Here is a 22,095-nt window from a genome sequence, read left to right on the forward strand (position 1 = left end):
GTATTTCTACGGTATCCTCCTGTTATTTTGTGGCTCACAGCTTCGTCGCGAGCCTGGGGATCACTTCCTTTCCAAACAATTCGATGGAGCGCATGAGGGCGCCCTGCGGCACCGCGCCGATGCTCATTTGCGCGGCGAAGCGGGTATTGCCAAACAGCTCCCGGTAGCGCCCGATCTTGTCGGCCACTTCCTGCGGCGATCCTACCAGCAACGCGCCATTGGGGCCGCAGGCCGCGTCGAACTGAGCGCGCGTCATCGGCGGCCAGCCGCGCTCACGGCCGATCCGCGTCATTACCGATGCATAGGGTGGCCAGAACGTATCGCGTGCTTCCTGCGTAGTGGATGCTACGAAGCAATGCCCGTTGACGGCCAGTTGCAGTGCCGCCGCATCGTGGCCGCTTTTTGCCCAGGCTTCCTTGTACAGGTTGATCAGCGGCACAAACTGCGCGGGCTGTCCGCCGATAATGGCCAGCGCCAGCGGCAGCTTGTATTGGGCGGCGCGTACAACGCTTTCGGGGGTGCCGCCGACGGCGATCCACACGGGGAGCGGCTCCTGCAGCGACCGTGGAAATACGGGACGCTGGCTGATGGTCTGCGTGTGCCTGCCCTGCCAGTTGACGATTACTGAGTCGCGGATGCGCAGTAGGAGCTCGAGCTTTTCCTCAAAGAGTGTGTCGTAATCCTTCAGGTCGTAGCCGAAGAGCGGGAACGATTCGATAAAGGAGCCGCGGCCGGCCATGAGCTCGGCACGCCCGCCCGACAGTAGATCTACGGTAGCGAACTGCTCGTAGGCACGCACCGGGTCTTCCGACGACAGCACCGTCACAGCGCTGCTAAGGCGGATGCGCTTCGTGCGGGCAGCAATGGCGCCCAGCACGACGGCCGGCGCCGACACGGCATAGTCGACGCGGTGGTGCTCCCCGACACCAAACACGTCGAAGCCCACCGACTCGGCGAGCTCCGCTTCGTCCAGTAAATACAGCAGGCGCTGCTGCGCCGTGATGGTTTCGTTGCTGGCCGGGTTGCTGCCAATGTCGCCGAAGCTGAATAGACCGAATTGCATCCAACAAATCTAGGCGTGGGCCTTTACTGATTCACGCTCTTCATCATCCCCTCGGGATACCGCTCGCCGGCGGCAGCGCCTTTCGGAACCACCTGGTCGAGCAGCTCGAGCTCCTCGGGCGTGAGCGTCACATCCATCGCGCCGACGTTCTCAGTTAGGTAGTTGAGCTTCTTGGTGCCGGGAATGGCAAATACGTCGTCGCCCTGCGCGAGCACCCAGGCCAGCGCGAGCTGGGCGGTCGTGCAGCCCTTGGCGGTGGCCAGCTCGCCGATCCTGCTTACGAGGTCGAGGTTCTTCTGGAAGTTGGCGCCCTGGAAGCGCGGCGAGTGGCGGCGGTAATCATCGGGGGCGAAGTCGTCGTAGCTTTTGAGCTGGCCCGTGAGAAAGCCGCGTCCAAGCGGGCTGTACGCAACGAAGGCGATGCCGAGCTCGCGGCAGAGGGGCAGGATCTCGTCCTCGGGGTCGCGGGTCCACAGGGAGTACTCGCTTTGCAGGGCCGCGATGGGATGCGTGTCGTGAGCGCGGCGCAGCGTGTCGGCGCTGACCTCGCTGAGACCGATGGCGCGGATCTTTCCTTCTTCTTTAAGACGGGCAAGCTCACCCACTGTTTCTTCAATAGGCACGGCCGGGTCGCGGCGGTGGAGGTAGTAGAGGTCGATGACGGTCGTGCCGAGTCGCTGCAGCGAGCCCTCGAGGCTTTGCCGCACGTACTCGGGGCGCCCGTTGACACCGCGCTTCGACGGGTCGTTGGCATCGCGCACGATGCCGAACTTGGTGGCCAGCACGATGTTTTGCCGGAAGGGCTTTACGGCGCGGCCCACGAGCTCCTCGTTGGTGTAGGGGCCATACATATCGGCCGTATCGAAAAAGGTAATGCCCTGCTCGTAGGCACTGCGGATCACCTGCTCCGACGTAGCGTCGTCGGGAGTTCCATAAAACTCGCTCATCCCCATGCAGCCAAGGCCGAGGCGGGATGCGAATAACGTTGAGTTTCCCAGTTGTTTCGTGCGCATAAAAAAGAAAGGTTCTTAAGGTTCTTGGGGTTCCTAAGGTTGCATAGCAAACCTAGCGCCGGAACGCGAGGGAAGTTTGTGGTTTGTAGTTTGGGAGTTTGTAGTTGCGCGAAGCGCGGCCACGTTTTCGAGCCCGTCATTGCGGAAGCTGGATTTGTACGTCATTGCGAGCGCAGCGAAGCAACCGGCCTCGCAATATGGGAAGTGTCGGAAATGCGACGGGGCTAAGGCATGCTCCACATAGATCAACCGTCTGCTTCGTTGCCCCGCCCGCGCGGAGCGCTTTGCAAAGACGTTTCAACCCAACCTCTCTAACCTCTCTAAACCTTCCTGAACCCTTTTTCCTTGAACCTTCCAAAACCCTCAAAACCCTCCAAAACCTTCCAAAACCTTCTTATTTCGCCATATCAATCTTGATCTTCTTCCCTTTCAGCTTCTGCTGCTTGATGGCCTGGAGTACGGTGCTGGCCTTGGAGCGGCGTACGGCGGCGAAGGCGAGGAAGTCCTTGACCTCGATGAGCCCGATGTCTTCCGGCTTGAGGTTGCCGACCTTGGAGAGGAAGCCCACGATGTCGACCTTGTTGATCTTGTCTTTTTTACCGGCGCCGATGTAGAGCGTGGCCCACTTGGGCTTCTCGGGAAGCTCGGTTTCTTCGGGGAGCTCGATGAAGGGCACGGGCTCCTTCACGTAATCGGGGAGCTCTTCGCCGGGGGCGATGAGGAGGATGGCGGTGCCGGAGGCCTCGGCGCGGGCCGTGCGGCCGTTGCGGTGGGTGAACTCCGACTCGGTTGTCGGGATGTGGTAGTGCACGATGGCGCGCACGAACGGGATATCGAGGCCGCGGGCGGCGAGGTCGGTGGTGACGAGGAAGGAGAACGACCCGTTGCGGAAGCGCGCGAGGGCCATCTCGCGGTCGCGCTGCTCGAGGGCGCCGTGGTACCAGCCTACGGAGAGACCGTGCTCCTTGAGGTAGGAGGCGGTGCGCTCCACGCTTTCGCGGTGGTTGAGGAAGATGATCACCGGGCCGCGGCCGAGGTAGCAGAGGAGGCGGAACACCGTTTCGAGCTTGTCTTTCTCCGAGGCGCGGAGGGCCTTGAGCTCGAGGCCCGTGTCGGGCTCGGCACCTTCTTCGGCCAGGTAGTCGAGGGTATGGGCGTCGGTCATCCCCACGAAGGCAGGGATGCTATCGGCATGGGTGGCCGAGGTGAGAAAGCGTTTTTCGATGTTGGGGAGGAGGCTGAGTACTTCCTGCAGCTCGTCCTGGAAGCCAAGCTCGAGCGACTTGTCGAACTCGTCGAGCACCAGGAAGCGCACCTTTTCCTTCGTGATGTTGCCGCGGCGGAGGTGGTCGGCGAGGCGGCCGGGCGTACCCACCAGCAGGGCGGGGGCTTCACCGGCGAGGGAGGCCTCTTCGATCTCGCGCTTGTGTCCGCCGTAAGTGGCGAGCACCTTGCGGCCCGTCTTCATCTTGCGCCATACCTCCTCGATCTGCAGCGCCAGCTCGCGCGAGGGCGTCACGATCACGGCCTGCGTGCCCGGCTCATCGTTCATGCTCCGCACCAGCGGCAGCAGGAAGGCCAGCGTCTTGCCCGACCCGGTAGGGGAGAGCAGCAGCAGGTTGTCGTGCTCCTGGGCGGCAAAGAGTGTCGCCTCCTGCATGGGGTTGAGGGCGGGAATGCGGAGGTTTTCGAGGTAGGAGGAGAGTTCGAAGTTTGAGGCCATAGCGGCGAAGGTACGAGGCGGGAGTTTGGGGTGCCCGGTTTCCGGTTTCGGGTTGCCGGTTTCCAGGTTGGAGTTTGGAGTTTGGCTCTGCCCGCCGAAGCTTTTAGCGAAGGTGGGAGTTTGTAGTTGGGGCTGGCGTGGGACAGGCACCTTGGCTCGAGGGTTATGGGGAGCTTTGAGTTGATAGCCCATTTTTCGAACGTCATTGCGCGCGCAGCGAAGCAATCTTTTTCGGGCGAGGGAGCTGCCCTCCCGAACCTCAAGCTGCAGCCGGAAGATCGCGGCAACGATCTTTTTTAGCTATCTTCCGCTTACCCATCGCTGTTATGTACCGTCAGCTGCTTTTCCTCCTCCTGTTGCTTCCCGCCGCTGCCCCCGCGCAGCAACGGATGCGTGCCCAGGCCTACCTGGTGCTGCCCGGCGGCGACACGCTCCGCGGACGCACGGTGCTGCTCCCCGAGGACTACCGTTTCCAGAGCCGCTACGACGGCTTCGGCAGCAGCGGACTGGACGTGCTCAGCGACAGCGGGATCGTGCACTACACGGCCCGCGAGCTGAAGGCCTTCGGTGTGCGCCAGCGCCTCCTCGAAGCCCACTACCGCAGCCTGCAGCCGAGCCCCGACGCGCGGCCCTTCTTTGCCCGCGTGCTGGTGATGGGCCCGCGGATCACGCTGTACCCGGTGTCGCCCTGGATCGTTCGCTGGAAGCCGCCCGTGGCCAGCCAGCTGCCGCCACCCGACCGGGCCGCGCACTGGAGCTTCGCGGGGATGCTGCTGCAGGACCGCCAGGGCCGCTTCCTGCTGCTATCCTATGTGCAGACGCGCAAGCAGCTGCAGCGCGAGCTCCGGCGCTTCTTCGAAGGACAGCCCGACCTGCTGGCGCTGGTGGAGCGCTCCATCGATTCGTTCAACGACGTGCAGGTGCTGGCGGAGGAGGCGAACCGGCTGTGAGAATATTTTCCGTATTAATACTGTTGCTCTTCCTGTTCGCCAGTCGCGCGGGCGCACAGACTTCGTCGGCCGATGGCTACGTGCTGCTCCCCGCCGGCGACACGCTTCGCTGCCATATCCTGCTCCCCAACAGCTTTTCGTTCAGCGAAAGCGACAAGTCCTTTGCCGACGGTGTCACGGTCGAAGCCGGTGGTACCAGTCATCACTATAACCCTAACGAGATGCTTGGCTTCGGTTTGCGGCAACGCCGGATCGAAGCGCACTACCGCAGCCTCGTGCTTCCCGGAACGACCACTGTGCTCCTCGCGCGTGCGCTGCGCCTGGGCCGGAGCCTCAACCTGTATTTCGTACCACATACGCATGGCCGGACCCTGGCCACCGATCGCCCGATGCTCGGTCACATCGGCGACCTGCCGCTGTCGGCGCTGCTGCTGCAGGATCGCTCTGGCAACATCGTTCTCCTTGAAAACACGATGCCGCGCTCCGAGCTACGGGCCGCACTGCGGTCGTTCTTTGCGGCGGATGAAGCGCTTCGCGCGCAGGCCGCCCGCGAGGTGAAGGCCTTCCGCGACCTCGATGCCTTTGTGCAGGCCGCCAACGGGCCCACGCACTGACCGCCGCTGCACCGGGCTCCGTACATTTGGAGCATGATCGTGCTGCGCTCCCTTACCTGGCTGCTCTTTGCGCTCTATAGCCTCTTTGCGCTCCTGTCGCTGCTGCCCGATGCGTTTCGTTCCGGCAACGGGGGAACCTGGATGGCGGTAGGGTTTTCGGTTTTCTACCTGTTCTTCCTGGGTCTGCTGCTCGTGTCGGCGCCCAGGTCGGAGAACCCGCGCTGGCTGAGCACCCTGGCATTTTTCATTGCCCTGCTGCCGGTCGGGTTGTTGCTCTTCGTGCTGGCGATGATGTCGGGGCATGTATGTTGATGCGGGTGATAGCCGATTTCGTTTTCCGTATAAATACGGATTCGGTATAGCCCGTTTGATTTATTGCCAGGAATATTCAGCGGTTTTTAATTGGTGCAGTAGGCCCGGGGGCTTAAGCCCCCGGAATAAACACGGCGCCCCTACAGGGCGCACGGGTGCACTACCGTCGATTTACCCCGGGTCTGCGACCCGGGGCTAGAGACATGGCGCCCCTATAGGGCGCATGATTGCCACTGCCTTGCGATTTACCCCGGGTCTGCGACCCGGGGCTAGAGATAGGACGCCCCTACAGGGCGCTATCTTGTCACGCCGTTTCGAGCACCCCGAGTCTTTGACCCGGGGCTAGAGATAGGACGCCCCTACAGGGCGCTATCTCGTCACGCCGTTTCGAGCACCCCGAGTCTTTGACCCGGGGCTAGAGATAGGACGCCCCTACAGGGCGCTATCTCTCGTCACGCCGTTTCGAACACCCCGAGTCTCTGACCCCGGGGATAGAGATAGGGCGCCCCTACAGGGCGCGTTTCACAACACTCGATTGCCGAGGAGCTGCGGCTGGCGGCTACAGACACGGCGCCGTTATAGGGCGCTATCTTGTCACGCCTTTTCGAAACCCTGGGCCTGCGACGCGGGGCCAGAGACATGGCCCCTTATAGGACGCTAACTTGTCACGCCGTTTCAAAGCCCTGTGTCTGAGCCGTGGAGCCAGGGACAGGGTAACCTTACAGGGCGTGCTCTTTTGAAACCTGGGTCTGCCAAGTCCTGCCTATAGGAAACTCGGTTGTTACGGAATCATTTAAAGCAAATTTTCGACTGCCTACAAAAATCTAACAACCCTAACAACCATAAGAACCTCGGAGAGCCTTTAAAACCTTTAGAACCCTAAGAGCCTTCAGAACCCCAAGGATGGTATCGAAATCGTTTGCTTCATCTGTACAAAAAATGACCGCCCGTAGGCGGCCATTTGTTCATAGGGATCCGTATCGGCAACGGCTTGTCTTTTCGAGTAGCGAATCGGAGAGGTGTGCGACTTAATAGTTGCGTCCGCGGCTGTTATCGTTGCGGGCGTAGCGGCCCTGGTCGTAGAGCGAGCGGAGGCGGTCCTCGCGCTCCTGCTCAAGGGCGGCTACCTGGCGCTTGCGGTCTTTGTTGCGCAGGCGGCGGTCGGCACGTACCTGGTTGATGCGGTAGTCGTAGTCGGCGTTGATGCGACGCGCGGCCTCTTCGAGGCGGTAGCGGTCGTTGGCGCCATTCGAGCCATTCGCGTAGCCGCGGTTGTGATCGTCATGATCCTTGTCCCAGTCGCGGTCGTTGCGATCGTCGCGGCCGGAAGCGGGATAGCCATAGCCGTCTTTGCCGTTGTTGCTGCCGTTGCTGTTGCTACCACCGAGGATGATGTCGGCGGAGCGCTGGCGGCTGTCGCGGCCCTGGGCCGAAGCACCGAGTACACCTGCCAGGAGCAGGCAGGAGAGGAGAATCTTTTTCATGCTGTTTTTCATTTTTGAGGTTAGTGTATCCGGGGCAATGCTGCCTCGTAGTACTAAGACTCTGCACGGGCTCTACTGTTTAATGGAAGGGCTGCCGGTTTACCGGCAGATTGCAGCGCTTGGCCGGCAAATGCGTGGCTGGCCGCGTCCTACCTTGCAGCTTCCTGTTAACGAAAACCTATGGCCAAAACCCTTTCGCAGATACCACTTTCCGTACTCGACCTTGCCACCGTTGTCGAAGGCGGCTCCGTTACCAGCGCCTTCGCGCGTTGCGTGGCCGGCGCGCAGCTGGCGGAGCGGCTCGGCTGCACACGCTACTGGTTTGCCGAGCACCATAATATGGAGAGCGTCGCATCGGCAGCAACCGCCGTGTTGATCGGGCACGTGGCCGGGCATACAAAGCATATCCGCGTTGGCGCCGGCGGTATCATGCTGCCCAACCATGCGCCGCTTATTATCGCCGAGCAGTTCGGAACCCTCGAAGCACTTTATCCCCGTCGCATCGACCTTGGCCTTGGACGCGCGCCCGGCACCGATCCGCTTACCTCGGGCGCCCTGCGTCGCTCTCTTCAGAACGCGGATGATTTTCCCAACGACGTTGTGGAGCTGCTCCGCTACCTCGCCCCGCGCGATCCGGAAGCACGCGTTCGCGCTATCCCGGGCGAAGGCGCAGAGGTGCCCGTATGGCTACTTGGATCGAGCACCTACAGCGCGCAGCTGGCGGCCATGCTGGGACTTCCCTTTGCCTTCGCGTCTCACTTCGCGCCGACCTACCTGCACGAGGCGCTTGCCGTGTACCGCGCGCGCTTCCAGCCCTCGCAATACCTGCAGGAGCCCTACACGCTTGCCTGCGTGTCGGTCATTGCGGCCGACAGCGACGAGGAAGCGGGGCGACTCGCCACTTCCTACTACGAGCTCGTGCTCGGGCTTATCCGCAACAAGCGCCGCCCGCTGTCGCCACCCGTGGACTCAATGGAAGGCTTGTGGACGCCTGCCGAGGAAGCGGCCGTGCGGCAGTTCGCGCACTATTCGTTTGTGGGCAGTAGAAATACGGTTGCCGGCGGGTTGGCCGACTTCGTTTCGGAAACCGGCGTCGACGAGCTGATGCTGACGGCGCATATTTATGATCTCGATGCGCGCGCTCATTCCCTCGAGCTGGTCGCGCCCCTGTTTCAAACAAAAACATTTGCCGATATATGAAAGCAATCGTTCTCGGGCAGCCCGGCGATGCCAGCGTGCTGCACTACAAGGAAATCAACCGGCCCCGGCCTGCCGCGGGGGAAGTGTTGATCCGCGCAGAAGCGATAAGCGTCAACCCGGTTGATATCAAGACCCGCAAGGGGGGCGCCTTTTTCAGCAAGCTCCAGGAGGCGCCGCCGGCGATACTCGGCTGGGACGTAGCCGGCACCGTCGAAGAAGTCGGGCCCGGCGTAACCGATTGGGCGAAGGGCGACCGCGTGTTCGGGATGGTCAACTTTCCCGGCTCCGGACGCGCCTATGCGGAACATGTCACCGCACCCGCCGACCAGCTCGCCAGGATCCCGGACGGTATTTCTACGGAAGAAGCTGCGGCGACCACGCTGGCCGCGCTTACAGCCTGGCAGGTGCTTGTGCACCGCGGCGGGCTTCGCGCCGGACAACGGGTGCTCGTGCATGCGGCCGCCGGCGGCGTCGGGCATTTTGCCGTGCAGATCGCGAAGCAGATCGGGGCCTATGTTATCGGCACCGCCTCGGGTGCCAACCATACGCTTGTACGGCAGCTCGGCGCCGCAGAAGTCATCGACTACCATGCCCGGGATTTCAGCAAGGCCGTTACCGATATTGACCTCGTGCTCGACCCCATTGGCGGCGATACGGCCCTTCGCTCGCTCGACGTGCTGCGGCCCGGTGGCCTGCTCGTATCGATCGTGGGCGGCGCCAAGGAACCCGTAGCCTCCGAAGCCGAAAGACGCGGGCTGCGCGCCGAGAACTACCTAGTGCAATCAAGCGGTGCCGATATGCGCGACCTGGCGCGTCTTCTCGAAGCGGGGCACCTCCGCCCGGTGATCGAGCACCGCTTCCCGTTTGATGCGATGGCGGCCGCACATGCCCAAGTGGAAACGGGGCACACGCGGGGCAAAGTGGTGCTGACGTTTTAGGCTGGTCCTGTTTTTTTGCTTCCTGCGGCATGGACACTCCACCCGCCTCCGGCCCGACGCGTCATTTGCTCGAAGGCCCCATTGCGCCCGTGCTGCTGCGGCTGGCCGTGCCGATCGTGCTGGCCAACGTGCTGCAGGCTGCCTACCAGCTGATCGATGCTTTCTGGGTAGGCCGCATTGGCGGCGCTGCCGTGGCCGCGGTGTCGGTGAGCACACCGGTGTCGTTTCTCCTCATTGCCCTGGGCGCCGGTCTCGCGATCGCCGGCTCCACGCTGATCGCGCAGTATGCCGGCGCCGGCAACGCTGCGATGGTCAACCACGTGGCGGCGCAAACGCTGCTCATGGTGCTCCTTGTTTCGGCACTGCTCGGTGGCATCGGCTTCGCCGGGGCACCGTACCTGCTCCGGCTGATGGGCGTGGCGCCCGATGTGTACGACGGCGCGCTCGGCTTTATGCGCGTATCCTTCGCGGGGCTTGCCTTCAACTTTACCTTCTTCGTGTTCCAGTCCTTTATGCGCGGCGTCGGGCGGCCCGGGCTTCCCGTGTGGATCGTGCTGGGCACCGTCGTACTCAACTTCGCGCTCGACCCGCCGCTGATCTTCGGCTGGGGGCCGATACCCGCGCTCGGTGTTATGGGCGCGGCCGTAGCGACCTTCATCACCCAAACACTGGCCGCCCTGATCGGCATCGCGATCCTCTTTCGCGGGAAGCAGGGCATTCACCTGCGCTGGCGCGACTTCCGCCCCGAGTGGTCGTACATACGGCGCGCCTTCGCGCTTGGCTTCCCGGCTTCGATCGAGCAGTCGATGCGGGCGCTTGGGATCATGATGATGACCTTCCTGCTGGCCTCCTTCGGCACACTGGCCATGGCGGCTTATGGTGTCGGCTCCAACGTGTTGCAGCTCGTGATGATCCCGGCGATGGGACTATCGATGGCGATCTCCACCCTGGTGGGTCAAAACATCGGCGCCGGGCGCGTGGAGCGCGCCGCCCAGGCGGCGCGGCTCGGCGCGAAGATGGGCTTTATCGGGATGACGGTCTTCGGCGTGCTTGTATTTCTTCTCGCGCGCTCCTTCGCTACATTTTTCGTTCCCGAAGACCAAAACGTGATCCGCGAAGCGAGCGTCTTCCTGCGCACCATGGCGCCGGCCTGGGGCTTCCTGGGGCTGCAGCTTTGTATCTCGGGTGTGTTCCGCGCCTCGGGCAACATGATCATTCCCATGCTGCTTACCATGGCTTCGCAGTGGGTGCTGCAGTTCCCGCTGGCCTACGTGCTGTCGAAGCATTCAACGCTGGGGCTGCATGGCCTGTGGTATGCATTCCCGGCGGCCAACGTGGTCATTGCCCTGGTAAGCCTCGCCGTGTTTGCGCGCGGCAGCTGGAAGAACAAGCGCCTGACGAACGGGGATGCGGAGCTGGAGCGGCGCGTGGTGAACGAGATCTACGCAGAGGAAGGGGGGCGCTAGCCCATCCCGTAGTTATACGGGTGCCAGCACCTGCTTGCGGTAGCGCTCGTGCAGGCTTTCCGGGAGGTGGGCTTTTACGAGCGCCGCTAATACCGATACGATTTTGCGGCGGGCATAGTGCTGCGCCGTTACAAGGCTGATCTCGCGCACGGGTGCGGGGTTGCGGAAGGGGCGAATGTTCTTTTGTTGCTGGGGCGTCAGGCCGTCGATGGCCAGCTCGGGTACGATCGTCAGGCCACCCTGCGCGTCGACGAGGCGGAGCAGCATCTCGAGGCTGCCGGTTTCAAACGCGAGGCGCTCGTCGTCGTGCTGCTGCAGCGCGCAAAGCTGCAGGGCCTGGGCGCGGAGGCAGTGGCCCTTCTCCAGTAGCCACAGGCGGCTCCGCCCGATGTCGGCCGGCGATACCGACGGCTTTTTCAGGATGGGCTCGTCGCTGCCGGCGTAGAGGTAGAAGCGCTCGTAAAACAACGGCTGCTCCCTGAGCCCGTCAACGCCGAGTGGTGTTGCGAGGATGGCAATGTCGATGGTGTTCGCCTGCAAACGCGCCACGAGCTCGTCGGTGTGCGCCTCGGCCATCTTCACCTGCAGTCCGCTGTGCGCGCTGAGCAGCGCCGGCAGAAAGCGCGGGGTAAGAAAGGGAGCGAGCGTGGGAATAACGCCGATGCGCACCGTGCCGCTCACCTCGTCGCGCACCGCGTGTACGAGTTCCTGCACCTGGCGGGCCTCGTCGAGCGTGCGGCGCGCGCCGGCCAGTATCTCGGTGCCGAGCGGGGTTGGTGTCACCGGCTGCCGGCTCCGGTCGAAGATCTTCACGCCGAGCTCCTCTTCCAGCTTCTTGATCATCATGCTGAGCGTTGCCTGCGTGACATGGCAATGCTCCGCGGCCGTCACGAAATGGCGGTGCGTATCCACGGCGACAATGTATTCGAGTTGCTGCAGGGTCATAGCGCAAATATAACCCATGTCGATTGCGCAGGCGGGTATATCGGTCCTGTCAATAACTCCGTGACCCGCTAAACGTCCTGAATCTCCTGAACCAGCTGAACCTTTCGGTTATTGCTCCGCCTGTTTTTCCGGCAGCACGATCTCGAACTGCGCCCCCGCTCCTTGGGCGCCGGTGGCGCTGATATGCCCGTGGTGCCGGTCGATGATCCGCTTGACGATGGCGAGGCCAACGCCGGTGCCTTCGTATTTCTCGCGGGTATGCAGCCGCTGGAATACCTCGAAGATCTTTACGGCCTGGTCGGGGCGGAAGCCGATGCCGTTGTCGGAGTAGTGGAGCACCCATTCCGGGCCGCGGATTCCGGAGCGGCGCCCGGCTTCGAGGCGGATCTCCGGATGTCGCCCCTCGGGCACGAATTTGAGCGAGTTGGCGATGAGGTTCTGGAACACCTGTCCGAGTTGCAGCGGGATGCCATCGATCGTGGGAAGCTTGCCGATATGCAGCTGCGCCGCCTTCTCCCGGATGGGCAGCTCGAGGTCTTCCTGGATGCGGGTCAGCAACGCGTTGAGGTCGACGGGCTCGAAGGCGAGCTCGGCGTGCGACAGGCGCGAGAAGGCCAGCAGGTCGTCGATAAGGCGCAGCATGCGCCGCGACGAGGTAACGATGCTCGCGAGGTAGCGCGCGGTGCCTGGCTCGAGCGTTTCGCCGAGCTTTTCCTCGAGCATCTGGCTGAACATCGAGATCTTCCGCACCGGCTCCTTCAGGTCGTGCGAAGCGATCGAGGCGAACTGGAGCAGATCGTAGTTGCGTTGCTCGAGCTCGGAGGTGCGCTCCTGCACTTTGCTTTCAAGAAGGGCGAGCGTTTTCAGTTCCTGCTGGCGCAATTCTTCCTGGTGCCGCAGTTGCTCGGTGATGTCGCGGGATACGGAAAGCACGTGCGGGCGGCCGCGGTAGATAAAGCGGGAGCCATGGTATTCAACGTCGAAGAAGGAACCGTCGCGGCGGATCCGCGTATTGCGGCCCGAATAGCGGTGGCCGGCGAGGGCCGTATTTTTCAGTTGCGTGAAATCATGGGGGTTGGCAAAAAGCCGCTCGGCCGGTTGCCCGATGAGGTCCTCGTAGCTGTAGCCGAAGATCCGGCAGGCCGAGGGGTTGGCCTCGACGATGATCCCGCTTTCGTTGTAGATGATCATCGAGTCGGAGCTCGCGTCGAAGATGGCACGGTACTGGTCGCGCTCTTCCTGGAGGTTGCGCTCCATGCGCCGCTTCTCCTCGAAGAGGCGCGCATTGCTCATGGCGATGGCGGCCTGGATGGCCATGCCTTCGATGAGCTTTTCCGAAGCTTCGGTGAATACACCCACCTCTGGATGTCCGAAGAAAAGGCCGCCGATGGCTTCGCGGGTAAACGGGTTTACAACCGGAACGGCCAGGTAGCTCCGAACCGGTAGATGTCCCTCGGGCATGCCGTGGTAGGGCGGGTTCTGGCCGTATTGGGGCACTTTGGTGACGTCGTCGAAGCGAACGGTACCGCGGGCGAGGAAGGTCGGCTCGAAGATCTTGGTGTTGCGCGGCATCGGGAAGCGGGAAAAGGCTTCCCGGGGCGCCCCGGATATCGTATACAGCACCAGCGACTCGCCGGAGGCGTCAACGACGTTATAAAAGAAAGCACCGAACTGGGCGCCCGAAAGCTCGGTGCCGATGTCGGTGACACGTTGAACTACCGTTTCCAGCTCGATCTCGGAGGAAATGGTTTTCCCGGATTCGAGCAGCAGTTCGAAGATGGAATGGGGGGTCGATGTTTCCAAGTCGTGTGTGTTAAGGGTAGCAGAGTTATTGCGTAAGTTACTACGGCCGGGTCATTCCCAGCTCCTCTTTTTTCCGGCCATGCTCCCCGCGCCTCCGGCCGCCACGGACGGGCTGGCATGGTATTTCGGCGCATTCCGGCAAAGAAACCGGCGCACACAGCCCCCCTATATCCCCGGTGGGGCAGGTGTTCGCCCGTAGAAATACGGAACCGGAAATGGATACACTGCTGGAACAGGTTCGCGACTTCGCCGACAGGGCGCACGGAACGCAGCTACGCAAGTACGGCGCTGACCGCTACATCGTGCACCCGCTGCGCGTTATGGAGCGGCTCGCCGGTGTCGGGGCGCCTCGTGCCATACTGGCTGCTGCGCTGCTCCACGACGTGCTGGAGGACACGCCCGTTATACCGGAGGAGCTGCTTGTATTTCTACGGTCGCTCTTTTCTCCCGAAGAGGCCGGCCATATCCTGGAACTGGTCGTGGAGCTTACCGATGTGTATACCCACGCCGCCTTTCCCAAGTGGAACCGCAGGCGCCGTAAGGAAGCCGAGGCTGAGCGGATGAGCAGCATCAGCGCGGAAGCACAAACAGTCAAGTATGCCGACATCCTGGACAATACCCGTGAGATCGTGGCCGACGATCCCGGCTTTGCGCCCAGGTACCTGCGCGAGTGCCGCAAGCTGCTGGCCCTGATGGGCGCGGGCGACCCGGCGTTGCGGAAGGAGGCGCAGGAATTCGTGCGCCGGGGAATCGATGCCCTGCCGAAGCGCGGGCGTGGCTAAAGCTAATCCTCTTCGATCTCGGCGTTGAAGGCGTTGCGCGCCAGTTCGAGCTGTGCTTCGGTGAATTCGCCAAAGGTGGCGTCCGTATCAATGCGGCCAAACGTGTGTTCCGGAACTCCGATCTCATTCAGGTATTCCCGCAGTTCTTCTTTCGTCTTAAAGCGAATCCTGGCTTTCATGTGCTGGTAATTCATTCGGCATCCTAAGGGGCAAATAGTATTCCAGTGAACAAAGCGCATAGAAAAGGCAGCGCTGGGGGCTGCTTTTTTTTCTGCAATGAATTGGCGGTTGGGATTATTGGTAGCCGTGGTGCTGCGCTGCACGTGCGCCGCATAGCGGTTGCGGCCCGGAAGCCCGGGCTGGCCCCACGTTCCGCCGTCGCCATCATAGTCGGTTCGGTCTCCAATCGGCTTGCCGGGTAACGTTTAACACGCCCTGCCTCTAATGCGAGCAAGCTGCAACAAATGGGAATCGCCATCAACCACAATGGGGCGGCGGATGCACGGCTAACAACGCGCAAAACAGGAAGTCCTGCAGGCTTTTCCTGCTTACAGCCTCGTCGGCCGGAACGATTCGCAATAGGCCAGTATTTTCCTGGCGGATTCGACCATGCCCTGGTGTGAGCTCGCTTTTGTCATCGTCAACGCATCCAGCGCGTCGATGGATTTCTTCGCGAGCGGCGAGCTGGCAGTTGTATAAATAACAATGGGCAGCCTGCTGAATTTCGGATCCTGCCGTATTTCGGCCAGCGTTTCGGTCCCTGATTTCGGCGGCATGTTTATGTCGAGGATCACCACGCACACGTCGTTTACATGGCCCTGCAGGTATTCGATAAGGTCATCACCGGTTGAAAACGCAAGAAACGGGTTGCCGGAGCACTCCGCGAAAACCTGCTGAAGCATTTCCCGGTCATCCACGTCATCATCGGCATACAAGATCAGGGTAGGCTTGTTCAAGGGCTGAGGATTTGAGCTGCTAATATAGGTTCGGGTACTTGCGGGTAAAAAAAGTTTCTCCTTCTTTTCACTGCGTCGGGAGGTACGGGTAAATCGTCGGAATGGATTTGCGCGGGCGAGGTCGGATCGATGGCAGGACCCGATTTCCGTGAGGGTACCCGTATTCCAAACCGACCGGAAAAAAGAAGGACCCCGGTTGCCTGGGGTCCTGCGAGCCAACTATCAGATTCGAACTGACGACCTATTCATTACGAATGAATCGCTCTACCAGCTGAGCTAAGTTGGCGTGGGATTGCAAATGTAGGATTTTCCGGAAAATGGCAAACTGTAAACCGTAAACTATCTTCGTCGGCGTATGGGATTGGCCGTGGCTCTTTTCTGGCTCCTGCTCGCGGGAGTCTTCTTCGCCTACGTGGGCTATCCCCTGTTGCTGTGGCCCTTTCTGTTGCTTCGCCGAAGGCGTTCGCCGCAGCTTTCCGACTGGCCCGATGTTACGCTTGTGATTGCCGCCTACAACGAAGGCCGCCAGCTTCCGGCCAAGATCCAAAACAGCCTCGCCCTCGATTACCCGCCGGGGCGGCTCCATGTACTCCTCGTTACCGACGGCTCCGACGACGGCTCGGACGAAGCATGGCGCAACTATCCCGGCATCAGCGTTCTGCACGATCCCGCGCGGCGCGGCAAGACCGCGGCGCTCAACCGGGCGATGCTTTCAGTACAAACGCCCCTCGTGGTTTTCAGCGATGCCAACACCGAGCTCGCGCCCCAGGCATTAAAGCTCCTGCTGCGTCACTTTGCCGACGCGCGCGTGGGCGCGGTGGCAGGGGAGAAGCGTGTGCAGCATAGTTCGGGAATGGGTTTCGCCGAAGGCTGGTACTGGCACTACGAATCGTTCCTGAAGCGCCTCGACGCCGCTTTCTATAGCGTGGTGGGAGCCGCCGGCGAGTTGTTTGCGCTCCGGCGCTCGCTCTTCACGGCGCTTCCCGAAGATAGCATCCTCGACGACCTCGCCCTGTCGCTGCACGTAGGGATGCAGGGTTACCGGATTGCCTACGAGCCCGCCGCCTACGCGCTTGAGGCACCCTCGGCCTCCCTCGCCGACGAGCGCCGGCGCAAGGTGCGTATCGGCGCCGGTGCCTTCCAATTGCTCGATCGGCTTTCGTGGCGCCGGCTGTTCCGCTACCCGGCGCTTGCCTTCCAGTTCCTGGTGCGCCGCTGGCTTCGCTGGGCCTTCTGCCCGCCGGCGCTGCCGCTGCTTTTTGTTCTCAACGCGCTGCTTGCCTGGACGCAGCCGGCCCCGATCTACGACTGGCTCTGGTACGGACAGCTGCTGGCTTACGGCCTCGCCGCCACCGGTGCATTGCTGCTCCGATACAACCGCGCGTTTTTTCTCAGCACCGTGCCCTTTTATTTCCTGTTCATGAATGCCTGCCTGCTCGCCGGCTGGTGGCGCTACAAAAAGGGGAAGCAGAGCGTCCTCTGGGAAAAAGCGCGCTGAGGTTCGTTCGATACTTTTTTACGCCAAGACCAGAAGAAAATAGCTGGGCGCGGAGTTTTGGGAAGGGCGCAGAGGAGTGGCCGATGGGCCGGATGTCCCGGATTTCCGGGTCCTTTCCTCGATGGCCTCATCGTAAGTCAAGCGTTCCGCTGCGCGGAACATAGCGAAGCGTTGCTGAAAGATGACATACAGGACTCAATTGAAAAGTTTACGCAGGCGCCGATCGGTGCGATTCCAGATTCGTTAGTTCGCCCTTCGCGGATGTCTCGCCACGCGAGACGCTTTGTCTACGAAGGGTAGTCTCGTCGATGCAATAGAGGCTTGGCCGTCCATAGATAGCTACCGTCGCGCCCACTGCTTTCTTCGCGCTCCAAGTGTTTTCTTATTGTCTTTGCGTTCCCAAAAACCTGCTTAAACTTGGTCTGCGCGAGGTTCCCGAACACTGCTCTGCCTTAATTTTACGAAAACACCGCCGCCATCGCCACCATCACGAACATACTGGGAAGCCCTATCGAATACCTGAAGGGCGTGGGACCGCAGAAGGCCGACCTGCTCAAAAAAGAGCTGGGCATCTTCACCTTCGGCGACCTGCTGCATCATTTCCCGTATCGTCATGTCGACCGCACGCGTTTTACCTCCGTCATCGATCTCAACCCCTCACTCGACTATGTGCAGGTGCGCGGGTTCCTGACCTATAAAGAAACAACAGGGGAGAAGTCGGGCCGCCGCCTACAGGCCTATCTCCGCGACGAGACCGGGACCATCGAGCTCACCTGGTTCAAGGGACTCAGCTGGGTGGAGAAGCTGCTCCGCGAGGGCGCGCAGTACTCGGTGTTCGGCAAGCTGTCGTTCTTCATGGGTAAGCCCCAGCTCGTGCACCCCGAGATCGAAGCCTTTAACCCCGGCGCCGTCCCCGACACACTGGAGCCCGTATACTCCACCACCGAAAAACTCAAAAGCCGCGGCCTTGGCGCGCGGCCCATCGGCAAGCTGGTGCAGGCCCTGATCGATATCCTGCCTCCATCGGAGCTTCCCGAAAATATTCCGGATTACATCCTCGAAAAAGGAAAGCTGCTCGGACGCTACGCGGCCTACCGCGGCATCCACTTTCCCCGCAACCCGAAGGAATGCACCCACGCACTGCGGCGCCTCAAGTTCGAGGAGCTCTTTATCGCACAGGTACGTCTTGCCCGCACACGCTCGGAGCGGCACCGCCTGTCGCGCGGGGTCGTGTTCGACCAGGTGGGTGAGCTGTTCAATACGTTTTACCGGGAGCATCTTCCCTTCTCGCTTACCGGTGCCCAGAAGCGCGTGCTCAAGGAGATCCGCACCGATACCGCCTCGGGCCACCAGATGAACCGCCTGCTGCAGGGCGACGTCGGCTCGGGCAAGACCATCGTGGCCCTGCTGGCGATGCTGCTGGCCAACGACAATGGCTACCAGGCCTGCCTGATGGCGCCCACCGAGATCCTCGCCCAGCAACACTACAAGGGCCTCACCGAATTGCTGGCGCCTATGGGTCTGCCGGTCCGTATTCTTACGGGTAGCACAAAGACCGCCGAAAGAAAAAAGATCCTGAGCGAACTGGCAGGGGGCTCTGTACGTATCTTGATCGGGACCCATGCGCTGATCGAGGAGGTGGTGCAGTTCCAGAACCTCGGGCTCGCGATCGTCGACGAGCAGCACCGCTTCGGTGTGGCTCAGCGCGCGCGTCTCTGGAAGAAAGCGGCGCTGCCGCCGCATGTGCTCGTGATGACTGCAACACCGATTCCGCGGACGCTGGCGATGACGGCTTACGGCGATCTCGATTGCAGCGTGATGGACGAACTCCCGCCGGGGCGCCTGCCCGTACATACGGTGCACCGCCTCGACGACCAGCGCTCGCGCGTGATGGAGTTCATCCGCTCCGAGCTCGAAAAGGGACGGCAGGCATATGTGATCTTCCCGCTCATCGAAGAAAGCGAAAAGGTGGACTACGAAAGCCTGATGCAGGGCTATGAAAATGTAAAGGCCTTCTTTCCCGAGCCGCGCTACCGCATCAGCATGGTGCATGGCCGGCAGACACCCGAGGTGAAGGACGCCAACATGCAGCGCTTCGTCCAGGGCGATACGCACATCATAGTGAGCACCACGGTGATCGAGGTGGGCGTGAACGTACCGAATGCCTCGGTGATGGTTATTGAAAGTGCGGAAAAATTTGGACTTTCCCAGCTTCACCAGCTGCGTGGCCGGGTGGGCCGGGGCGCCGAAAAAAGCTACTGTGTCCTGATGACAGGCCCCAAGTTGAGCAATGACGCGCGGGAACGCATCAAGATCATGTGCGCCACGAACAGTGGTTTTGAAATTGCAGAAAAAGATCTGGAGCTACGCGGTCCGGGAGAGATTGAAGGAACCCGTCAGAGCGGTTCGTTAAACTTTCGGCTGGCAGACCTTGTCAAAGACAAAACCGTTCTCGACGCGGCCAAGGCCTTTGCCGAACAGTTGGTGGAAGAAGATCCGGAACTGGAGTCGGCCGAACATGTGCGATTGAAACAGTACCTTTTGTCCCTGATGGGAAAAACTCCGTGGAGCCGCATTTCTTAACAGTTCGCGCGCAATACTGCATACGTATATTCTGTTTTAATTTACGAGAGACTTGAACCTGAAGAAGACCATACTGTCCGCCTTGTGCTTCCTGCTTACCCTGGCAGCCCGGACACAAAACAACCGGCCCCTTTCCTTTACTGAGAACAAAGGCCAGTGGAACTCCGTTGTGCGTTACCGCGCCGAGGTGCCCGCGGGTTCTTTTTTCCTCCGCAACGGAGGATTCACAGTACTCCAACGCGATAACGCAGACCTTGTGCGCGCACTCGACATGCTGCACCGCAACGAGAAAGGAGCCGACAACGTTTTGGTAAAATCGCATGTATACCACGCGGATTTTCTCGGTGCCAACCCGGCGCCTGTATTCGAAGCAGATAAGCCGCTGCCCGGCCTTGTCAATTTCATCCAGGGCAACGACCCGGCCCGCTGGGGCTCCGCCTGCCGCGAGTTCCAGGGCGTGACGGTCCGCAATCTCTATCCCAACATCGACCTGCGCTACTATTCGGAGAACGGTCGCCTCAAGTATGACTTCATCGTGCAACCCGGCGGCAACCCGAATGTCATTGCGCTCCGCTACAGCTATACCAATGGCCTTTCGCTCAGCGAGAAGGCTTTGTCCATCGCCACCTCCGTGGGCACCGTGCAGGAGCTGCCGCCCTACGCCTACCAGTATGGCGATGCCGGCCGGCAAACGGTGAGCTGCAGCTACCGCCTCAAGGACAGCACCCTCAGCTTCCGCGTTAGTGGCTATGATGAGAAGAAAGTGCTGGTGATCGACCCGACCATTGTATTTGCCACCTTCGCCGGAAGCAGTGCGCCCACCATGTGGGGCTTTACCGCAACCTATGGCCCCGACGGGTCTTTCTTCGGTGGCGGTATCGTAGACGGCGCGGGCTTTCCTACCAACTCGGGCGCCTTCCAAGAATCGCATGCCGGCGGCCGCTGGGATATCGGCATCATCAAGCTGACCCCCGACGGGTCGAACCGCGTGTATGCCACCTACATCGGTGGCTCGGCCGACGAGCAGCCCCATAGCCTTTTTTGCGATCCCGCTGGCAACCTCGTCGTGGCAGGCCGCACCAATTCGGCCAACTTCCCCGCCTCGGTTACGAAGGGCACTCCGGGTGGCTTCGACCTGTTCCTGGTGAAGCTCAATGCCAGCGGCAGCGGCCTTATCGGCGGCATCCGCATTGCCGGGTCGGAAGACGACTGCGTTAATATCTCTTCGGTGCGAAGCCGCAACTCGCTCCAGTATAATTACGGGGACGATGGCCGCAGCGAGGTCATCCTCGACGGGGCCGGCAATGCCTACGTGGCCACCTGCACCCACTCCAGCAACTTCCCTGTAACCAACGGATCGACCCTCGCCGGCGCGCAGGATGCCGTGGTGGTGAAGGTGAACCCCTCGATGACCGACGTGCTGTGGGCAACCTACCTCGGCGGCGCTGCCGATGATGCGGCCTACGTGCTGGCCCTGAGCCCGATCAACGGCAACCTTTTCGTAGCCGGTGGCACCAAGAGCAGCACGCTTCCACAGAGCAGCAACTCTTTCTCGCCCACAAACCACGGCGACGCAGATGGCTTCGTAGCACAGTATAACAACGGTACACTGGTGCGCACGACCTTTATCGGGACGCCGCAGTACGACCAGATCTACGGCGTGCAGTTTGACCGCGGCGGCTTTCCCTATGTGATGGGCCAGACGCTCGGCAACTGGGAGCCCTATCCCAGCGACATTCCTTACCATGTGCCCAACTCGCGGCAGTTCATTGCCAAGCTGCAGCCCGACCTCAGCGGCTTTGTCTACTCTACATCATTCGGTACTACCAACGCGGGCGACGTCAACATTTCACCGACAGCCTTTCTGGTAGATCGCTGCGAAAACGTATATGTATCGGGCTGGGGCGGTATTGCCGGCGGCTTTGGCTCGTCGGGTACATTGGGACTCCCGGTTACACCGGATGCCGTGGTAATGAATCCTCCCTATACATCGCCCGGCCAAACGGACGGTAAGGATTTCTACTTCTTCGTACTGAAGAAGAATGCGACGGCCCAACTCTACGGATCCTTCTTTGGTGAGAATGCCCCCAACAACTTCCCCGACCACGTGGATGGCGGAACGAGCCGCTTCGATGCGAACGGTGTTATCTATCAGGCAACCTGCGCCAATTGCATGGGATCGCCCCACCCATACTGGCCCGCAACGCCCGGCTCCTGGTCGCCCACCAACCCATCGGGCGGCTGCAACCTGGGCATGATCAAGATTGCGTTGAACCTGGCGGGCCTTGCGGCGGGGATCCAGTCGTCGATCAACGGGGTGGTGCGCGATACGGCGGGCTGCCTGCCGCTGACGGTGCAGTTCCGCGACACGGTGGCTAACGCGGTGACCTACGAGTGGGACTTCAACGGCGATGGCGTGACCGACCAGACCACGACCGACCCCAGCTCGAGCTATACCTATACCAGCGCCGGCACCTTCCGGGCGCGCCTCATTGCCGTAGACCCCAACAGCTGCAACGTGCGCGATACCTCGTACGTCAACATCCGTGTAGGGGTAGTGAAGGCCACACCCGACTTCGTGTTCCGCAAGCTCAATCCCTGCGACTCGCTCAAGTTCGAGTTTACCAATACCACCATCCCCCAGCCCGGCCATCCCTTTACCGGCAGCACCTTCCTGTGGCAGTTCCTGGATGAGAACCTGAGCTTCTCCTCCGGGGCGGGCACCTTCACCCACTCCTTCCCGCGCCCGGGCAGCTACCGGGTGC

At 61.4% G+C, this 22,095-nt stretch carries 18 protein-coding genes and 1 tRNA gene; 10 read left to right on the top strand and 9 right to left on the bottom strand.

What is annotated here, in order from left to right:
* Positions 1–34: 34 nt before the first annotated feature.
* The 3 genes from ACYU7Z_RS16265 to ACYU7Z_RS16275 form a co-directional block, all read right to left on the bottom strand.
* Complete coding sequence (locus tag ACYU7Z_RS16265; RefSeq protein ID WP_460572371.1) at positions 35–1,063, bottom strand: LLM class flavin-dependent oxidoreductase; 1,029 nt, start codon at positions 1,061–1,063, stop codon at positions 35–37.
* A 23-nt stretch (positions 1,064–1,086) separates the two neighbouring features.
* On the bottom strand, positions 1,087–2,076 hold the full coding sequence (locus tag ACYU7Z_RS16270; RefSeq protein WP_460572373.1) for an aldo/keto reductase: 990 nt from the start codon (positions 2,074–2,076) through the stop codon (positions 1,087–1,089).
* Positions 2,077–2,470: 394 nt separating this feature from the next.
* Positions 2,471–3,799 carry a DEAD/DEAH box helicase gene (locus tag ACYU7Z_RS16275; protein ID WP_460572375.1) on the bottom strand — a complete coding sequence of 443 codons (1,329 nt, stop codon included), beginning with the start codon at positions 3,797–3,799 and terminating at the stop codon, positions 2,471–2,473.
* A 326-nt stretch (positions 3,800–4,125) separates the two neighbouring features.
* On the opposite strand from ACYU7Z_RS16275, the gene ACYU7Z_RS16280 reads away from it, so the two are divergent.
* Genes ACYU7Z_RS16280 through ACYU7Z_RS16290 form a run of 3 tightly spaced genes read left to right on the top strand, consistent with a single transcriptional unit; the run spans position 4,126 to position 5,675 of the window.
* Positions 4,126–4,749 (top strand): hypothetical protein, encoded by a 624-nt coding sequence (locus ACYU7Z_RS16280; protein WP_460572377.1) that lies wholly within the window; start codon positions 4,126–4,128, stop codon positions 4,747–4,749.
* Positions 4,746–5,363 (top strand): hypothetical protein, encoded by a 618-nt coding sequence (locus ACYU7Z_RS16285; RefSeq protein ID WP_460572378.1) that lies wholly within the window; start codon positions 4,746–4,748, stop codon positions 5,361–5,363. Before ACYU7Z_RS16280 ends, ACYU7Z_RS16285 begins: the two co-directional genes overlap by 4 nt.
* Positions 5,364–5,396: 33 nt before the next feature.
* On the top strand, positions 5,397–5,675 hold the full coding sequence (locus ACYU7Z_RS16290; protein ID WP_460572380.1) for a hypothetical protein: 279 nt from the start codon (positions 5,397–5,399) through the stop codon (positions 5,673–5,675).
* Positions 5,676–6,703: 1,028 nt separating this feature from the next.
* On the opposite strand, the gene ACYU7Z_RS16295 is transcribed toward ACYU7Z_RS16290, so the two are convergent.
* A complete protein-coding gene (locus tag ACYU7Z_RS16295; RefSeq protein WP_460572382.1) occupies positions 6,704–7,159 on the bottom strand; it encodes a hypothetical protein in 456 nt (151 codons plus the stop codon).
* Between the two features lie 180 nt (positions 7,160–7,339).
* Here ACYU7Z_RS16295 and ACYU7Z_RS16300 point away from each other — a divergent pair, with 180 nt between their 5' ends.
* Genes ACYU7Z_RS16300 through ACYU7Z_RS16310 form a run of 3 tightly spaced genes read left to right on the top strand, consistent with a single transcriptional unit; the run spans position 7,340 to position 10,763 of the window.
* Positions 7,340–8,359 (top strand): LLM class flavin-dependent oxidoreductase, encoded by a 1,020-nt coding sequence (locus tag ACYU7Z_RS16300; protein ID WP_460572384.1) that lies wholly within the window; start codon positions 7,340–7,342, stop codon positions 8,357–8,359.
* On the top strand, positions 8,356–9,297 hold the full coding sequence (locus ACYU7Z_RS16305; RefSeq protein ID WP_460572386.1) for an NADP-dependent oxidoreductase: 942 nt from the start codon (positions 8,356–8,358) through the stop codon (positions 9,295–9,297). The genes ACYU7Z_RS16300 and ACYU7Z_RS16305 overlap by 4 nt, the downstream gene beginning before the upstream one ends.
* A 29-nt stretch (positions 9,298–9,326) precedes the next feature.
* Positions 9,327–10,763: an MATE family efflux transporter gene (locus tag ACYU7Z_RS16310; RefSeq protein WP_460572388.1), complete on the top strand. Its 1,437-nt coding sequence runs from the start codon at positions 9,327–9,329 to the stop codon at positions 10,761–10,763.
* A gap of 12 nt (positions 10,764–10,775) precedes the next feature.
* On the opposite strand, the gene ACYU7Z_RS16315 is transcribed toward ACYU7Z_RS16310, so the two are convergent.
* Together ACYU7Z_RS16315 and ACYU7Z_RS16320 are read right to left on the bottom strand one after the other, a co-directional pair.
* A complete protein-coding gene (locus ACYU7Z_RS16315; protein WP_460572390.1) occupies positions 10,776–11,708 on the bottom strand; it encodes a hydrogen peroxide-inducible genes activator in 933 nt (310 codons plus the stop codon).
* Between the two features lie 108 nt (positions 11,709–11,816).
* Complete coding sequence (locus ACYU7Z_RS16320) at positions 11,817–13,511, bottom strand: sensor histidine kinase (RefSeq protein WP_460572392.1); 1,695 nt, start codon at positions 13,509–13,511, stop codon at positions 11,817–11,819.
* Between the two features lie 215 nt (positions 13,512–13,726).
* Between ACYU7Z_RS16320 and ACYU7Z_RS16325 the strand changes: the two genes are divergently transcribed.
* Positions 13,727–14,293: an HD domain-containing protein gene (locus ACYU7Z_RS16325; RefSeq protein ID WP_460572394.1), complete on the top strand. Its 567-nt coding sequence runs from the start codon at positions 13,727–13,729 to the stop codon at positions 14,291–14,293.
* A 2-nt stretch (positions 14,294–14,295) separates the two neighbouring features.
* Here the strand turns inward: ACYU7Z_RS16325 and ACYU7Z_RS16330 are convergent, their stop codons facing one another.
* The 3 genes from ACYU7Z_RS16330 to ACYU7Z_RS16340 form a co-directional block, all read right to left on the bottom strand.
* Positions 14,296–14,616, bottom strand: a complete 321-nt coding sequence (locus ACYU7Z_RS16330; protein WP_460572396.1) for a hypothetical protein — start codon at positions 14,614–14,616, stop codon at positions 14,296–14,298.
* Between the two features lie 225 nt (positions 14,617–14,841).
* The gene (locus ACYU7Z_RS16335) at positions 14,842–15,249 is read right to left on the bottom strand and encodes a response regulator (RefSeq protein WP_460572398.1); all 408 of its coding nucleotides are present in this window, start codon (positions 15,247–15,249) and stop codon (positions 14,842–14,844) included.
* A 213-nt stretch (positions 15,250–15,462) separates the two neighbouring features.
* Positions 15,463–15,535: transfer RNA gene (locus tag ACYU7Z_RS16340), tRNA-Thr, on the bottom strand.
* A gap of 69 nt (positions 15,536–15,604) precedes the next feature.
* Here ACYU7Z_RS16340 and ACYU7Z_RS16345 point away from each other — a divergent pair.
* The 3 genes from ACYU7Z_RS16345 to ACYU7Z_RS16355 all read left to right on the top strand — a co-directional run.
* Complete coding sequence (locus ACYU7Z_RS16345) at positions 15,605–16,747, top strand: glycosyltransferase family 2 protein (protein WP_460572400.1); 1,143 nt, start codon at positions 15,605–15,607, stop codon at positions 16,745–16,747.
* 498 nt (positions 16,748–17,245) lie between these two features.
* The gene (gene recG / locus ACYU7Z_RS16350) at positions 17,246–19,330 is read left to right on the top strand and encodes an ATP-dependent DNA helicase RecG (RefSeq protein WP_460572416.1); all 2,085 of its coding nucleotides are present in this window, start codon (positions 17,246–17,248) and stop codon (positions 19,328–19,330) included.
* Positions 19,331–19,382: 52 nt separating this feature from the next.
* The coding region (locus tag ACYU7Z_RS16355; RefSeq protein WP_460572402.1) for a DUF7948 domain-containing protein at positions 19,383–22,095 on the top strand (2,713 nt) is incomplete at its 3' end.

The sequence above is a fragment of the Flaviaestuariibacter terrae genome (assembly GCF_054777635.1).